19 protein-coding genes and 1 pseudogene are annotated in these 15,758 nt (G+C 33.6%); 9 read left to right on the top strand and 11 right to left on the bottom strand.

Annotation, left to right across the window (positions count from 1 at the left end):
* Positions 1–132 precede the first annotated feature (132 nt).
* Together G7082_RS06175 and add are read right to left on the bottom strand one after the other, a co-directional pair.
* Positions 133–516: a YccF domain-containing protein gene (locus G7082_RS06175; RefSeq protein ID WP_166034278.1), complete on the bottom strand. Its 384-nt coding sequence runs from the start codon at positions 514–516 to the stop codon at positions 133–135.
* A gap of 87 nt (positions 517–603) precedes the next feature.
* A complete protein-coding gene (gene add, locus G7082_RS06170; protein WP_166034277.1) occupies positions 604–1,623 on the bottom strand; it encodes an adenosine deaminase in 1,020 nt (339 codons plus the stop codon).
* Positions 1,624–1,838: 215 nt separating this feature from the next.
* Between add and G7082_RS06165 the strand changes: the two genes are divergently transcribed.
* Complete coding sequence (locus tag G7082_RS06165; protein ID WP_166034276.1) at positions 1,839–2,954, top strand: LPXTG cell wall anchor domain-containing protein; 1,116 nt, start codon at positions 1,839–1,841, stop codon at positions 2,952–2,954.
* Between the two features lie 99 nt (positions 2,955–3,053).
* On the opposite strand, the pseudogene G7082_RS06160 reads toward G7082_RS06165, so the two are convergent.
* A pseudogene (locus G7082_RS06160) lies at positions 3,054–3,549 on the bottom strand (DUF1349 domain-containing protein).
* A gap of 77 nt (positions 3,550–3,626) precedes the next feature.
* Between G7082_RS06160 and G7082_RS06155 the strand changes: the two are divergent.
* The gene (locus tag G7082_RS06155; RefSeq protein WP_166034275.1) at positions 3,627–4,118 is read left to right on the top strand and encodes a MepB family protein; all 492 of its coding nucleotides are present in this window, start codon (positions 3,627–3,629) and stop codon (positions 4,116–4,118) included.
* A gap of 28 nt (positions 4,119–4,146) precedes the next feature.
* Here the strand turns inward: G7082_RS06155 and G7082_RS06150 are convergent, their stop codons facing one another.
* On the bottom strand, positions 4,147–5,574 hold the full coding sequence (locus tag G7082_RS06150) for a glycoside hydrolase family 1 protein (RefSeq protein WP_166034274.1): 1,428 nt from the start codon (positions 5,572–5,574) through the stop codon (positions 4,147–4,149).
* A 99-nt stretch (positions 5,575–5,673) separates the two neighbouring features.
* On the opposite strand from G7082_RS06150, the gene G7082_RS06145 reads away from it, so the two are divergent.
* Complete coding sequence (locus G7082_RS06145; protein ID WP_166034273.1) at positions 5,674–6,435, top strand: MurR/RpiR family transcriptional regulator; 762 nt, start codon at positions 5,674–5,676, stop codon at positions 6,433–6,435.
* A 250-nt stretch (positions 6,436–6,685) separates the two neighbouring features.
* Positions 6,686–7,153: a hypothetical protein gene (locus G7082_RS06140; protein ID WP_166034272.1), complete on the top strand. Its 468-nt coding sequence runs from the start codon at positions 6,686–6,688 to the stop codon at positions 7,151–7,153.
* A 24-nt stretch (positions 7,154–7,177) separates the two neighbouring features.
* On the opposite strand, the gene G7082_RS06135 is transcribed toward G7082_RS06140, so the two are convergent.
* Positions 7,178–7,435, bottom strand: coding sequence for a DUF3977 family protein (locus G7082_RS06135; RefSeq protein WP_166034271.1), 258 nt, complete (start codon positions 7,433–7,435; stop codon positions 7,178–7,180).
* Between the two features lie 86 nt (positions 7,436–7,521).
* Here G7082_RS06135 and G7082_RS06130 point away from each other — a divergent pair, with 86 nt between their 5' ends.
* From G7082_RS06130 to G7082_RS06115, 4 genes are all read left to right on the top strand, one after another.
* On the top strand, positions 7,522–7,776 hold the full coding sequence (locus tag G7082_RS06130; RefSeq protein ID WP_166034270.1) for a hypothetical protein: 255 nt from the start codon (positions 7,522–7,524) through the stop codon (positions 7,774–7,776).
* A gap of 21 nt (positions 7,777–7,797) precedes the next feature.
* Positions 7,798–8,271: a GNAT family N-acetyltransferase gene (locus G7082_RS06125; RefSeq protein WP_166034269.1), complete on the top strand. Its 474-nt coding sequence runs from the start codon at positions 7,798–7,800 to the stop codon at positions 8,269–8,271.
* A 108-nt stretch (positions 8,272–8,379) separates the two neighbouring features.
* The gene (locus tag G7082_RS06120) at positions 8,380–8,616 is read left to right on the top strand and encodes a hypothetical protein (RefSeq protein WP_166034268.1); all 237 of its coding nucleotides are present in this window, start codon (positions 8,380–8,382) and stop codon (positions 8,614–8,616) included.
* 338 nt (positions 8,617–8,954) lie between these two features.
* Entirely contained in the window at positions 8,955–9,359 is a 405-nt protein-coding gene (locus G7082_RS06115; protein ID WP_166034267.1) for a DUF805 domain-containing protein, read from the top strand.
* Between the two features lie 21 nt (positions 9,360–9,380).
* Here G7082_RS06115 and G7082_RS06110 read toward each other — a convergent pair whose 3' ends face one another.
* The 5 genes from G7082_RS06110 to G7082_RS06090 all read right to left on the bottom strand — a co-directional run bounded on the left by G7082_RS06110 (position 9,381) and on the right by G7082_RS06090 (position 14,178).
* Positions 9,381–9,833, bottom strand: a complete 453-nt coding sequence (locus G7082_RS06110) for a hypothetical protein (RefSeq protein ID WP_166034266.1) — start codon at positions 9,831–9,833, stop codon at positions 9,381–9,383.
* Positions 9,820–10,599 carry a MurR/RpiR family transcriptional regulator gene (locus G7082_RS06105; RefSeq protein ID WP_166034265.1) on the bottom strand — a complete coding sequence of 260 codons (780 nt, stop codon included), beginning with the start codon at positions 10,597–10,599 and terminating at the stop codon, positions 9,820–9,822. The genes G7082_RS06110 and G7082_RS06105 overlap by 14 nt, the downstream gene beginning before the upstream one ends.
* 91 nt (positions 10,600–10,690) lie before the next feature.
* Complete coding sequence (locus G7082_RS06100) at positions 10,691–12,022, bottom strand: 6-phospho-alpha-glucosidase (RefSeq protein ID WP_166034264.1); 1,332 nt, start codon at positions 12,020–12,022, stop codon at positions 10,691–10,693.
* Between the two features lie 22 nt (positions 12,023–12,044).
* Positions 12,045–13,631: an alpha-glucoside-specific PTS transporter subunit IIBC gene (locus G7082_RS06095; RefSeq protein WP_166034263.1), complete on the bottom strand. Its 1,587-nt coding sequence runs from the start codon at positions 13,629–13,631 to the stop codon at positions 12,045–12,047.
* 142 nt (positions 13,632–13,773) lie between these two features.
* A complete protein-coding gene (locus G7082_RS06090) occupies positions 13,774–14,178 on the bottom strand; it encodes a DUF4809 family protein (protein WP_166034262.1) in 405 nt (134 codons plus the stop codon).
* A gap of 121 nt (positions 14,179–14,299) precedes the next feature.
* On the opposite strand from G7082_RS06090, the gene G7082_RS06085 reads away from it, so the two are divergent.
* Complete coding sequence (locus G7082_RS06085; protein ID WP_166034261.1) at positions 14,300–14,755, top strand: ASCH domain-containing protein; 456 nt, start codon at positions 14,300–14,302, stop codon at positions 14,753–14,755.
* Between the two features lie 182 nt (positions 14,756–14,937).
* Here G7082_RS06085 and G7082_RS06080 read toward each other — a convergent pair whose 3' ends face one another.
* The gene (locus G7082_RS06080) at positions 14,938–15,576 is read right to left on the bottom strand and encodes a CPBP family intramembrane glutamic endopeptidase (RefSeq protein ID WP_166034260.1); all 639 of its coding nucleotides are present in this window, start codon (positions 15,574–15,576) and stop codon (positions 14,938–14,940) included.
* Positions 15,577–15,758 lie beyond the last annotated feature (182 nt).

Here is a 15,758-nt window from a genome sequence, read left to right as displayed (position 1 = left end):
ACTTATTTTCTATAATGGTACACTTTTTTTGATAAATCATCCCTTTATTGACTTAATAGTAATCAATCAGCTGAAATCTATCTCTACATAAAAAGAACTGACAAACTAATACAGTTCGAACAGTTCTTTTTCCTAATCCATATAATAACTATCTGACGACACAACTCTAGCGCCAAAGGGCATCAAAGCAAGTTGTGCTAATTTAAAACTTTGTTTCCCAAATGGAATCCCGATGATTGTAATACAAAGGAGAATTCCACTGATTAAGTGACCTAACGCTAAGACCCAACCACTGAAAATCAACCAAATAATATTCACAAGAAACGACATGCTACTTGTTCCATACACCACTTGTTTACCAAACGGCCACAAACTTAAACCAGCTATTTTAAAACACTGTAAGCCCACTGGAATCCCAATGATGGTGATACACCATAAACAGCCTGCAACAAACCAAGAGATTGCTCCCCATAAACCACCAAAAATAAACCAAATTATATTTCCTAATAATTGCATCTTCATCACGTCTTTCGATTTTGTGTCTTTATCTTAACAAAACGAGAACTTGATTCATAGGGTACTAAGGCTGATTTTCTAATACATCTAGCTAAATTCAAATCCTTCAATTTCTGAAATAATCGTTTCTTTCAACATCTTATCTGCAAATGAGTAACTCATCCCATTATGGTTAAGCAAGCGGAATTCTTCTTGAGACAAGTTTAAATGTTCTAATAAAAGTTGATATTCTTTAGTCAAGGTTGTATCTGATACTGTTTTATTATCCGTGTTAATGCAAAATGTCACCTTATTTTCAAACCACTCTCGTAAAGGATAATCTTTAATTGTATCAATCGCTCTCGTTTGAACGTTGCTTGTTGGGCACCCTTCAATACAGGCAGATAGCTGACCAAATTCTCTTTGTTTAACTGTATCACCTTTTAAGGCAATCCCGTGACCAATTCTCGTTGCTCCTGATTGAACGGCTTGAAATACGTTGTGAACGCAGCCACATTCGCCAGCATGTAAAGTTAACGGAACTGCCCCAGACTTAGTTCCAACCTCCAACACCTCTTGATACTCTTTAACAAAGTGATCTTTCTCTTCTCCCGCTAAATCAAACCCAACGACTTTTTCATGATTTAACTGATTCGTTTTAAAAAAGACTGAGGTAACCATCTCTAAATCGCCAGATCTCATCCCAACAACTAAAAGATTACCAAAAATAGGGTATTTTTTTTCTGCTTTTGCTATACCACTTGCGACAGCTTTGATAGTTTCTTCTATTGATAAACCTTTTTCCATGGAAAGACTTGGGGCAAAGCGAATTTCAATGTAACGAATCCCGTCTTCTGCCGCTTGTTCCATCACATCAAAAGCTGCCATTTCCAACGCTTCTTTTGTTTGTAAATACGGCAAAACAAAATCAAAACAGGCTAAATACTCCATTAAATTTTGACAACTTGTTGGCGCTTGCATCTTTTTTGTGATTTTTTCTAAATCTTCTTCAATGGATAAACCTTGTAACTTCGCTATTTTTTGTAATGTTACGGGATGAATAGAACCGTCAAGATGACAATGTAATTCTACTTTTGGAAATATCTGAATGTCTGATTTTTTTAACACGTTGGAGCGCCTCCTAGATTTAATTGTTATTTGATTATATTGTTCACCATTATAACGGGTTTTAAAAGTATTGTATACCTTTATTAATATAGTATATAGTTTTTAGCCAAAAAATTGTTTCAATGGACATCAATCAATGTATAAGCTATATATAGTTTCATTTGACCAATAAACCTATTTAATATACAATATCAAGTAAAAGGAGATGTTTTTATATGAAAAAAAGAAAAATATTATTCAGTATCACTTTAATTAGCTCTTTAATTCTAACACCGTTGACTTCACCTGCCATAACTCACGCTGTAGGTACAACAACTTCCTCAGCTAATGAGGAGACCGCATCAGTAAAAGTTGAAAGAGATAAGGTTATCGATAAATTAGCTGAAGCAAAAACCTACGTTGACTACGCTAAATACAACAACAGTTTTGTAGATACACTCCAACTCTTTATTACTCAAATTGAAGAAGATATTGCTAAAGGAGAAGATTATGGTACATTTGTCAAATTTTGGACAGATAATTACAATATTCTTGTAAATAATATCGAATTAGTAAAGAATGCTCCCTTAGCTCCAACAACTACATCTACAAAAGAGTCTTCTGAATCCAGTCATTCATCGACTCAATCAAGTACTACAGATGCATCAACAACAAATTCTAGTTCGTCCGATTCTTCTAGTTCTACTTCAAGTAGTTCCGAATCTTCTAGCAGCTCTAGCTCATCTGATTCTTCTAGTTCTACTTCAAGTAGTTCTGAATCTTCTAGCAGCTCTAGCTCGTCTGATTCTTCTAGTTCTACTTCAAGTTCAATTGACACGACAAATATGATTGAAGTTTCTGATCAAACAATGTACGTTGGTCAAAAAATAACAGAAGATTTAGTAATGAGTTGGGCTAAATTTAATAATTTGAAAGAAGAATACTTCTATGGATTTAATGTCCTTGATGAAGAAATTGAAATTTCAAACAGGGACTTATTATTGAATACAGGAACACATACTATCGAATATTTTGTTGTTGATCCCGAGGCCGATGAAGAAGATGATTTTATTATTGCGTTAAAAGAAATAACTTTAACCGTCCTTCCAGAAAAGAAAAATCCGGTCGTAATTAAACCTGTCGTGCCTATAACTACACAGAAAGTAACACCTATTAAAACAACAAACACACTTGTACCGGCAACTAACAAAACAATCTCTTCAACTAAACAATTGCCTAAAACGGGTGAAACAAAAAATAATTTACTCACACTTTCTCTAGGAACAAGCGCCTTAGCTGGAGCTTTATACCTTTTTAGTAACCGCCAAAGAAAAGACGAGTTTTCAATTTAAATAAGACAGAGGCTGAACTAAAAATATCAGCCTCTGTCTTATTTGTATAAGTAGTTTTTAACATCAAAGAGATAAAAGTGCTCCAACTTAATCTTTTACTTAAATTATTCTTTCCTCATCTAACTCTATCCCAGTAAAATAAGATTCAAATGAAGATTCTTGTGGGCTACAGGCATAGATTCCCACCTTTAACTGACTTAAATCTTGATCTTGTTTCAAGTTAAAAATGCGTAATTGATGTTCCTTGCCATCTGCTAATAAGGCGTAAATCTCAAAATCATTTCCTGTACGTTTCACTCGGTAAGTAATTTTTTCATTAGTTGTTGAAATATTTTGCGTGGACCAATCAGAATAACTTTCTTTTGTCACCACACCACCTAAACGTTGAAACTCACTATTTTCATATTCACTAGAAAATTTTGCCCAATTATCTCGGTCTAGGTAAAGAATAACCCCACATTGGGGTATTATGTCTTGAAAATCCGTAATGAGTTTTCTCCCATAAATCTGTATCTGCTTCTGTTGTGATGACTACCTTGTTTTCTTCTAAAACAAACTGTTTTGGTTCATTCAACCAAATAAAACTTTCTTTCATTATCAATCGCTCCTTTTAGTCATACGTCTCCTACTATTGTATAATAAGCTTACTAGAAATTCTAAGGAGAAAACTACATGCAGTCCATTGAACAAATCAAAGAGATACTTAACCTAATTGATTTACCAGATATTACTAATTTAGCCACAGAAAAACAAAATGAAGACTATGAGGGTGCTGTGTTTTCAATCAATCAAACCACTTATCGGAGTCGCCTGACTAAATTAACCCCAAAGAAAAACGGCTATTTTGTAGCGTTTTGGGAGAAAGATAGTAACAACACTAACCAAGCTTTTTCATATGCAGAAAGTCCAGATTTTTTAATTCTCTCAATTATTGACGAAAATAAAAAAGGTCAGTTTGTATTTCCTAAAGAAGTTTTACATAAACAAAAAATCCTTCGCTCAGAATCTCAAAAAGGAAAAATGGCGATTCGTGTTTATCCTTCTTGGGAAACTGACTTAAACCCAACTGCGACTAAAACGCAAAAGTGGCAATTGCCACACTTTGTTGATTTATCAGAAGATATAGATGTAGTCAAACTAACAAAACTATACAAAAAAGGCTGAAGTTTATTTTGAACTTCAGCCTTAATATTTAGATTGTTTCACCATTTGTTGCGATAATTTCTTTATACCAATCAAATGATTTTTTCTTATGACGACTCATGTCTCCGTTACCTTCATCATCTAAATCAACATAGATAAATCCGTAACGTTTAGACATTTCACCTGTTGACGCACTCACTAAATCGATACAGCCCCATGGTGTATAAGCCATTAAATCAACACCATCTAAAACAACCGCTTTTTTCATCTCAGCCATGTGTTTTTCTAAGTAATCAATACGATAATCATCATTGATTACATAGTTTTCATCTGGTGTGTCCACTGCGCCTAAGCCATTTTCAGAGATGTATAAAGGTACACCGTAGCGACCATATAAATCGCTTAACGCCACTCTTAAACCAATTGGGTCAATTTCCCAACCCCAGTCACTGGCTTGTAGGAATGGATTTTTCACACCACCAAAGAAGTTACCTTGGCTTTTTTCATCTTGATGTTCTGGACTCACTGAAAGAGTCGCTGACATATAGTAGCTAAATGATAAATAATCCACTGTATAATTTCTGATTGTTTCTAATTCTTCTTCAGTCATTTCTACTTCGATACCTTTTTCAGCAAAGTATGCTAAAGCGTAAGATGGGTATTCACCACGAACTTGTAAATCATTACAGAAATAGTTGAACATGCGGTTTTTAGTTTGGGTTGCTTGAACATTCACTGGATCAGAATCATAAGAATACATCGTTGCATAAATACTCATACATCCCATTTGAATTTCTGGATTTACTTCTTTAGCAATTTTAGTTGCTAGCGAACTTGCCACAAATTGATTGTGTAAGGCTTGGTAGTTTTCTTGCTCCGTTGCTTCACGCATTGCTGTTGAGAAGAATGAACCCATTAAACCAGTATTAATTTCGTTAAACGTCATCCAGTAAGTTACTTTCTTACCAAAACGCTCTAAAATAGTACGGGCATATTTTTCAAAGAATCCGATTAATTCTTTATTTTTCCAGCCACCGTACTCTTTTACCAAGTGTAGAGGTGTTTCATAATGAGAAATTGTAATCGTTGGTTCAATCCCATGTTTTAGTAATTCATCAATCACGTTTTCATAGTAAGCTAAACCAGCTTCGTTTGGTTCTGTTTCATTACCTTTAGGGAAAATACGCGCCCAAGAAATCGACATACGGAATGTTTTGAATCCCATTTCTGCAAATAGAGCGATATCTTCTTTGTAACGGTGATAAAAATCAATTCCTTTATGGTTTGGATAGGTATATTTACTTTCATCAATTTCAAGAGGCATACCTGAGAACATTAAAGGCATTCTTTGTTTCCCACCTGGTGAGATATCTGCAATCGTTAATCCTTTACCGCCCTCATTATAAGCACCTTCCATTTGGTTGGCAGCAGTTGCCCCGCCCCATAGAAAATCTTTTCTAAATCCTTTGTTTGCCATAAAAAATTACTTCCCTTCTCGTTTTAAATTAGCATGACACCCTCACTTCTTTACTCACTTGTCACTATCAAGTAAAATAAAAGATAAAAGGAGTGAATCATGTTGTTTGATATTGAAAAATTAAGACAAGCCACGGAAACTGATCTTCAAATTGCTCGCTATATTACTGAGCATGAAGAATCCGTTGCTTTTATGCGCGTCCGTGAATTAGCTGAGAAAACACATGTCTCTCCAGCAACGGTCATACGCTTCACCCAGAAAATGGGCTACGGCAGTTTCCCTGAATTACGTTTAGCCTTAAAACATGATCTAAAGCGTCGTGATCAATCTGTTTATGGTAATGAAAGCAATCCTTATTTAGCGACCACTCAATTACCTGACGACTTCAACCAAAAAATCATTGAACTAGCTAAGCGACTAGAAAAAGCAAGTTTCATCCACTGTTTAGGTACAGGCTCTTCAGGAACAATGGCTGATTACGCCCAACAGCGTTTCGCCTCTCTTGGCTTTAGAAGTATTTCTTCTATTTCAAGTTTTATTCCTTACCTTGCTACCAAGATGAATCAAACAAATGATGAAGCATCTGAGGTTTGTTTGCTGTTTTCTGTTTCTGGTGAAACACCTGATTTGGTTCATATCGTTAAGGCATTGGCAGATACGTCAATTTATTCAGTGAGCATCACCAATAAAGAAGCTAATACTTTAGCTACTTCTGCCGATTTTTCTCTATCTTATGATAGTCCATCCAATCGTCAGTCCTACAGTGTGGATATGTCCTCTCAGCTACCGGTTGTTTATATTATCGAAACATTAGCTAAAGAACTTTATCTAAAAAAACATAGTACAGAAGAAGCAGATTAGACAATCGCCTCTTCTGTTTTTTATTATAGATTGTTTTTTATGAAATGAATATGGTTTCAAGAGAAGTCGGTTCAGGTTACGTTGATGAAACATGGTGTTTCAAAAACATAAAATGTTTCATATGAAACATTTTATGTGATTTAGTTTTTTATTTCGTTTTAAAAATTAATTAGAATCCTAATTATAAATTTCAGTCATTTATGATATGATTAATTATCAAGGTTTGACGAAAAATTGGAGGATACTTAAAATGAATAATGAACTATTACGAGCTAAGCAAAATGCAAAAGAAAAAGGCGCACCTTACCGAGCCTATACTTACTACCTATCTGTTCCTATTGTTATGATTCTTTTATATGGAATGTTGCTTTTAAATATATCATTAGGAAGCCTGGGCCATCTAACCTTGATCTTCACGATTTTAGCCCATGTTCAAGGTAGAAAGCTAACGTTATTATCTAAAAAGAAATATGTCGCTCCTTGTTTAATTTATCTTGGTGAGATTTACACTTTAATCATTATGTTTGCTGCTTTTGATGGGATTCTTCTTAACTATGACTTATTGCTTCTGATTGCTTATGCCATTCAACTGGCTGCGGTTATCTTTTTCATTTTAACCGCTAAAGATATCAAACGCGCCTACCCAAATATGAAGGATGAAGCAAACGAAGCACAAAAAAGATATTTAGAAATGAAACGTGTCGCTAAAAATAAATAAAAATCTCAGGATTCTGAGATTTTTTTATTTGTCTGAAAACCCCAGTAAAACTTTGAAATTACTTCTCTTTTTCTTGCTTACTTTGATGCCTTCTTTACTCGATAAAATCAATACTTTTTTAAAGAGCCAAATTCTTAAATAAACTTCTCTTACCTCTATCTTTGAGAAACCCTTCTTTCTAGTTTCATGGTCAACCGTCTCAATTTCAGTACTCACACCTAATCCCCACTTATGCTGATCAAAATCCAGACCAATTTCTACAAATGTTGTTTCTTTTGCCATACATATCCCACCACCTAACTTAAAATTTGTCTACATTTGAATAATAATTTGCTATGATAAGAGTAATAAAACACAAGGAGAAAATAATGAAAAAAATGATTCTGTGGTTATTTTGGTTAAGCTTACCTATCTTCATCATTGGTTTCTTTTTACAGACCATTTTAATCCCTACTCAAGATTTTAATGCCTTAAGTGAATCAGATCTTTTAAAAATCCAACAAGATGTCGCTATTAATTATCCTTTAGGGATTTTCATGCTTTATGGTGGATTAATCGTTTTTGCGATAACTGGAATATTTTTAATCTTTTACTTTTTGAAATCAAAAATAGCATTTAAATAATTTTAACTTTAGGAGGTTAACATGGAACTATTAGCCTATCATCCCGATTTAATATCTAAGAAGCAATTAGATAACTATTTATTATCTACAGAACAACTCAAATTTTCAGACTCACCCTTGAATGCGATTGAAAAAGCTAAAGTGGATAAAGATCGATATCCTATTTTTTTAACTCATGACCGGCAATTGCTTGTTTCGTTGACACTACATATTAATGAAGGTCCAAAAATCTATACAAACAAACCAAATACCATTTTATTAAGAAGTTTTTCGACCAATCATGACTATCAAGGAAAAGGATATGCCAAAACAGCCCTGCTGCTCTTACCAGAATACATCAGACAACAGTTTCCTCATATTACAGAGATTATTTTAGGCGTTAATGCTAAAAATATAGCCGCTATTCACCTATATGAAAAAACTGGTTTTATCGATAAGGGGCAATTTATTTTAACCGAGTACGGGAAGTTAAAAATCATGACTCAAAAAATATAGAAAATAAAAGCACACCTCTATTATTAGCTATCAATTGATTAAAAAAATAAAATCATGTTAATATAATACATATATCATATTTTTAATCAACTAACAGGAGGGATAACCATGAGTAAAGAACAATTATTCAGAATTAAAACAGTCTTTTTTACCTTGGTTTTTTCGTTGCCCATTTTATTTATTGTTAATCAGTTTCTGAAACTAAATTTAATTAACTACGTTCCGCCACTCATCGTTTTCTCGATTGGTGCCTATCTCTATGCTTATTACATTCAAAATAATAAACTTGTTTTCTTAATCAGCGCTGCTATACTTTTTGTTGGTTCAGCTTCTTTCTTATTTTAGGCGATTACCTTTAATCTTCCTTAATATTTTTTTCATAAAAAGAAATAAAGTTGGTCACAATTAGTTCACTTTTTATCGCTATTATATATGTATACCAACAAAACAACCCTAACAAATAAACTTTTTCATTTTATTTACTCCTCCAAAGTAAATAAACAACTCCTTTTTACCTCTAGCTACAGGCTAGAGGTTTTTTTATTGCACTTTCCCAGCTTTTTTATAGAACCGTTTTCATTTTTATATACACAAAAACGATAATAAGAAACAAAAATACATTTTAAGTAAATTTGTTTTCATGGTAAACTAAAGACATACTTATTAAAAAAGGGGTTTTTTGGATGTTAAATTCATATCAAGATTATTGGAAAAAATATGTTGATTTTGGTGGTAGATCAACTTTAGCAGATTATTGGTGGGTTGTTTTATGTAATTTTATTGTGGGGATTCTTTTATTTATGTTACTTGTTATCTCCTATGGTGGCATTAATGCTCTTTCAGATGACTTCAATCCAATGTCACTTATTGTTGTCATACTATCAGGGTTATTCTTTTTAGCGACGATTATTCCAAACATTTCGCTAGTCGTTCGTCGTTTACGAGACGCTGGATTTCATTGGGGGCTTATTTTCTTAAATCTTATTCCCTACATTGGTTCATTGGTGGTTTTCATCCTTTGCCAATTTCCAACTAAAGAACCAATCAGTCCTAACGATTTCTATAATCAAAACCAAACAGATTTTTAGTCTGTTTGGTTTTTTTATGTATTAAAGAATAAGTTGTCTGATTTGAATCCATGCTATGATAATTGATAAAAAGATGATAAAAGTAATGATTCCCAGTAACCAAGGTTTCACATTTAGTTTTGTTTGATTTTTTTCTGGTAATTGGCGATAGGCTAAAAAACTCAAAGCACTACCTATGATATTAAACATTAATAATTGCTGAAAAATTGAAAATGTTAGAAAGTAACGTTTAACTTGATTTGAATTTTCTCCTTGTCGATTCAATAGAATGAACGTCATTCCCTGAATCACTAATAAAAAACTAACTAACATTCCCATAGCAAGTAGTGGATTGTCTGTTTTTAGTGTTTGCTCTATGGTGCTGTTGTTTTTTAGGTTCATGATAAAAAAGTATATTCCAAATAAAATTGGAACGAAAAACCAATAGCCCACTAGAATTTTTTCATAATTTATTTTTCTTTTAAACAGTATCATCCAATCCCTCCAAATTATGATCATAGGTCATATATGATCTTAAAACATAATCAAACACCATGTGCATGGTTAAAAAAGAAACCATCTCAATGCCATCTCTTGACCCAAGTCCTGTCATATAGTAAAACAAACTGTAATTAGCATGCTGAGAGAGAAAATTATAACCTGGTCTTGTGACAGAAATAATTGGTACTTTCTTGATATTTAATTCGATAATTGTATCTTTTAACACTTTTGTTTCTCCACTTAAAGAAGAAATAAAAATACAATCTTGTGCTGTAATCATAGAAAGAGTCATTTCTAATTCCGTTTGATTGGGAATCACGATCACTTTTTTTCCACAGCCAATTAGTTGCTTAGAAAATTCTTCCACTGATTTCCGCTGAGAAAATCCTGTCCCGTAACAATAGACAATTTGACTTTTAGCTAACGCTTCCATAATTCCGGTCATATCGTATTCGACTAATTGACTAAACGTTTTAGATAAGTCAGCGGATTGACACTTCATCAAATCAACGTCTTCTTTAATCAATTTTTTGTTTGCTTTACTGCGCTTTAACGAAAACTTGAATTCTGAATAACCAGAGAAACCTAATTTCTTCATCAATCTAATAATGGTTGATTTCGAAATATAGGTTTGTCTGCTTAATTCATCGATTGTTAATTGATCAATTTTTTCTTGATTTTCTAAAACATAAGCTAAAAAATCTTTATCCAATTCACTTAACAATTTAAAATTTTTATTAATCAATTCTGTCAATTCCATCTAGGCATCTTCCCTTTTTACATAATAGCCCTATTATACCGTTCAATAAGAATTAACAAAAGAATATCGAATAGCTAAAACGTATCTTTGATTAATGTAACTCTGGCCAAAATTCTTGATTAGCTTCTAGTAAATCATCCAACAGCTCTTTTGCGACTCTTGCATTAGGCACTGTTTTGGATAATGTTAGAGCTTGCCATAATTTTTGATATGAGTTTTCAGCCCACGCTTCTACTACTAATTTTTCTACGGCTACTTGTTGCTCCATCATGCCTTTTTGGAAGCGAGGAATTTCGCCTTGGACAAGTGGTTCCGGACCATTAACACCAACAATACAAGGCACTTCCACCATTGCTGTTTCATCAAAATTAGCCACAGCTCCTTTGTTTTCAACAATAAGTAACATTCTTTCATGGGTGTTATAAGCAATCGCACGAGCTAAATCTACAATATAACTTGCATGTTCATCAATCTCTAAAGTCATCCCTTCTGATGTCCCACGTTCAACAATCTTGTCACATTCACCAAAGACATGTTTTTCACGACCATCCATCACTTGATTAGCACGCGTATAATCAGGATCTTCATGTTCCATGGCATCTTGTGGGTATAAATAATATTTTAAATACGTGTTTGGTAAGGTTTCTGGATCAACAGCATATAAATCTTTCGCTTTGGCAAAGGTATCCATCCAACTAGCATCCACATGTTGAGAAGCTTCTACTTCCTCTAACAATGAATAACCATGTTGACTGACGTGTTTTTTGATTTGTGGCATTAAATCATTACCTTCTAAATCACGAATGTCAGTCCACCAACCAAAGTGATTCAATCCGTAATAACGAACCACCATTTCTTTACGAGATTTCAAACCAATGGATTGGGCCATCCGTTCTTCGATTCCTACAGGCATGTCACAAATATTGATAATTTTAGAATGAGGACGTAATTTTCTAGTGGCTTCTGCTACAATCGCAGCTGGATTTGAATAATTCAACATCCAAGCATCTGGAGAATAGCGCTCCATGTAATCAATTAATTCTAGTACGCCACCAATTGAACGCATTCCATAAGCGATTCCTCCAGGTCCACATGTTTCTTGACCTACTACGCCATGTTTCATTGGAATTTTTTCATCTTTTTCTCTCATGGCATATAACCCAACACGGATATGAGCCATGACAAAATCAACATCAGTAAAAGCTTCTTTAGGATTAGTTGTTGATACAAAATTAATTTCTGGTGCTTTTTCATTAATAATAATACGACAAGCATCTGCAATATGATCTTGTCTCTCTGCTAAGTTATCGTAAAACTTAATTTGTCTAATTGGTAATCGGTCCAAGTTATCCAGTAACATTAAAACGATTCCTGGGGTAAATGTACTACCTCCGCCTGCAATAACAATTGAAAATTTCTTCATTTTAAAGACTCCATTTCTCTATTTATAATATTTTTTCAAACTGCTCTCTCACTTGTGGAACATCTAAACCAACGATTACTTGGAAGGCATTTCCTTTACGAACCACACCATGGGCACCGCCTGCTTTAAATTCAGCATCCTCATGGACTTTCGTTTCATCTTTTACGGTAATTCTCAAACGAGTGGCACAGTTGGCGACTTTTTCGATATTTTCTGAACCGCCAAAGGCTTCTAAGAAAATAATGGCACGATCCATGTATACTGACACGCCATCATCCTCTACCGTTCCCCCGTCTTTTTGAGCTTGTTTTTCTTTAAATTCTTTTTTACTGTATAATTTCACATCTGCTCCAGCTAATTCACGACCTGGTGTTGGAATATTAAATTTCAAAATAATAAATCTAAAGATTAAGAAATAAATGACTGTAAATGACAAACCAATAATCAGTTGAGTGAAAATCATCCCTTTATGATTCGCAAATAAAGGAATCCAGTTTTTCGCTAGTAAATCGATAAAACCACCACCCATATCTCCAACCACACCAAAGGCATACATTGTTGCTGACATTGTCGCTGCTAACACTGCATGAAGAGCGAACAATGGTGGAGAAATAAATAAGAAGGTAAATTCAAGAGGTTCTGTAATTCCCGCTAAAACAGCAGTTAAAGTTGTTGGAATTAAAATCGCCAACACTTTTTTGCGGTTTTCTGGTTTTGCTGTAAAGTAGAAAGCTGCCGAAATACCAGGTGCTGCAAAAATTTTCGAATTACCATGTAGAGCAAACGCTCCTTCTGGGAATAGTTTCTTCATCGGCTCTGTGCTTTGAGAAAATTCGTTTAAATGAGCCATCCAATATTTTGAAATCCCTTCTTCCACAACGGCTGGTCCAAACACAAATGGCGTATAAATGAAATGATGTAAGCCCGTTGGAATCAAAATTCGTTCTAAGAAAGTGTATAGCCAAACCCCAAAGACACCAGAACTTGCTAAGAAACCTTGCATTGAACCAATTCCCATTTGAATTTTTGGCCAAACAAGAGCTGTAATAAATGCCACTGGTAACATCACGAAGAATCCAATAATTACAACAAATGATGACCCTTGGAAAATCCCTAGAAAATCAGGTAATTTTGTATCGAAATAACGATCATGAATATAAACAACAATAGCAGAAATAATAATCGCTCCGATAATTCCTGTATCTAGCGTTTTGATACCACCTAATAATTTAAGGCCACTCTCGCCACCAACTTCTTGGGCGAAATCAACACCAAAGAATGAACCAAAGTGTTTCAACATCCCACTCACAAAATAATTGAATGTGGTATACACAACAAAAGCTTCCATGGCTGCACGAGCATTCGCTTTTTTAGCTAATCCAATCGCTAGCCCAATCACAAAAAGTAACTCCATTTGATTAAATACGGTCCACGCCCCATCCTCAACTATCGACCAAACGCTAAACCACGTTGTTCCCTCTGTGGCAATACTCCCCACTAACATCGGATTTTTAAAAATAATACATAAAGCAACCATAATACCTGAAAAAGAAAATAATAAAACGGGTGTAAACATTGCGCCACCAAAGCGCTGTACTTTTTCCATCATAAACAATTACCGCTCCTTCCGTTATCCTATGAGCTTATTATTCAATTAAAAAGCTCTTCAAGCAAGCGATTACATAACAACAGTAACTTTTACCGCGCAAAAAAACCAAAGTATCATCCTCTGACACTTTGGTTTCATTTTTTTAGTTTTCTACTTCAATCTCAAAATCCAATCCTTCTACATCAAACAGCTGGGTCAAAATATTATTAACCACTGAAAACAATTCAGACGTTTCTTTGTAAGTATTAGCTACTTTATGTTGTGTAAAGCCTTTTTTAAGAATCAATTTATCAAACTCTGGAATAATAGCAATTTCATTTGTTCCATTTTTATAAACATCGTAATCTTCTGCCATATCATATTCTTGGTGTTGTTTGTAGCCCTTCGCTAAAGCGATTGTCATAATTAATGAGTTAACATCTAAATTTTCTAAGGGACGATTTAAGTCATTTAAAACTAAGACATAGACATCACTTTTAACTGTAGGACACGCATTACAACCGCCATTAATTAAATCGGATGTTTTAATAATTTTTGTTTTTTTCATATTAGCACCTTCTCTTTAGTTGTCACGTTCATTTTATCACAAATACAGTTCATTTCATTAATAAGTTGTTTGAATATCTGTGCTAAAATAAATCTATCAATTAATGTTTGGAGGAGAATACATGATTGAAACGTTTTGGGAAGAGTTTTGTAAAAATCAGAAACTAAAAAATGTTAGCATGCCAGAAGCTTGGATGTTTGGTGATGGCGCGAATACTGAGATGGCAGACGATTTAGTCAATCTAGTTTTAGAAGGTAAAAAACGGGGAACTTGTTCTGTTTTTGATTTTTACCGAATCAGTGGCGACCCACTGCCACAAATCGGACAATACGATATTGTTTTAAATGGTAAAAGTGAACCAGTTGCTGTGATTCAAATTAAAAAAATTGAAATAGTTAAAATGGATGATGTCACTGAGGAGTTTGCTTTAAGTGAAGGTGAAGGCGATTTAACTTATCAGTATTGGTACGACGAACACAAAAAATTCTTTATTAATGAGGCTGAGAGTTTAGGCACCAGCTTTGATACTCAAATGGAATTAATTTGTGAGAATTTTGAAGTGGTGTACCGAGTTTAAACAAACTTTACATCATTAAGCCCATTAGAACCACTTTTCTAATGGGTTATTTTTATATTCTTTTCATTCCAGGTAAAAAACTAAACAAACAATAAGTAAGTATCATTCCTATCAAAAAAAAATAAAATGACTATTAATATATATTTCAACTTTTTCATACCATTCACTCCTATCAAATTGCGTTAAAAAACAAAGGCAAATGCTCCTATAAAATTATGTATTCCATGTAACAATATAACTAACTCAATTCTTTCAGTTTTCTTATAATATATTCCTAGCACTAATCCCATACCGAAATAAGTGGTAAACTCACCTAAACTAGTAGGATGATGTAGCATACCAAATATAATACTACTTACCAAAACGCCAACCTTACTGAAGTTAAAGCATTTCTTTATAAGAAAACCTCTTATTATCAACTCTTCCATAACCGGTGCAGCAATAGCGGTCAATAAAAAAATCGTGAAAACCGACACTGATGAAAAACTTTCAGTTAAACTCACTTGATTATTTGTCGTATTTCCCCCTTCAAAATATAAAATGATTGCTCCTAAAGATGTAGCTAAAATAGATAACAAAAACCATTTCAACGTTCTTTTAATGTCTTGCCAATTAATACTTACATCCTTCATCGTAAAAATCCCTAGATATTCTGATACCAAGACTACTATCCATATTGAGGAGATAATTGACAAAGGAATTATTATATAATCATACGGTCCAGCACCAAGATTTATTAAATTTATACCTATCAAATCAACACTCATTAATCCGAAAAAGGTTAATAAATTACCAATCAAATGATAAAATTTATTTTTCATATTGTTCCTCCAAAACATTATTTTTTAAGAATCAGTTCCAAAGTATAACAACACTCCAATTTTTACTTTATTTGGAATATCATTAATAACATTTATTTTACGATTCATTTATTTCCACCTATCTTTCTTGTTCAGTTAAGTCAGCAAATACTACTGAATTTACCAACATTCTTTTAATAGTT

It is taken from the genome of Vagococcus hydrophili (genome assembly GCF_011304195.1).
GTDB lineage: Bacteria > Bacillota > Bacilli > Lactobacillales > Vagococcaceae > Vagococcus > Vagococcus hydrophili.
This window is presented reverse-complemented; position numbering and strand designations above follow the sequence as displayed.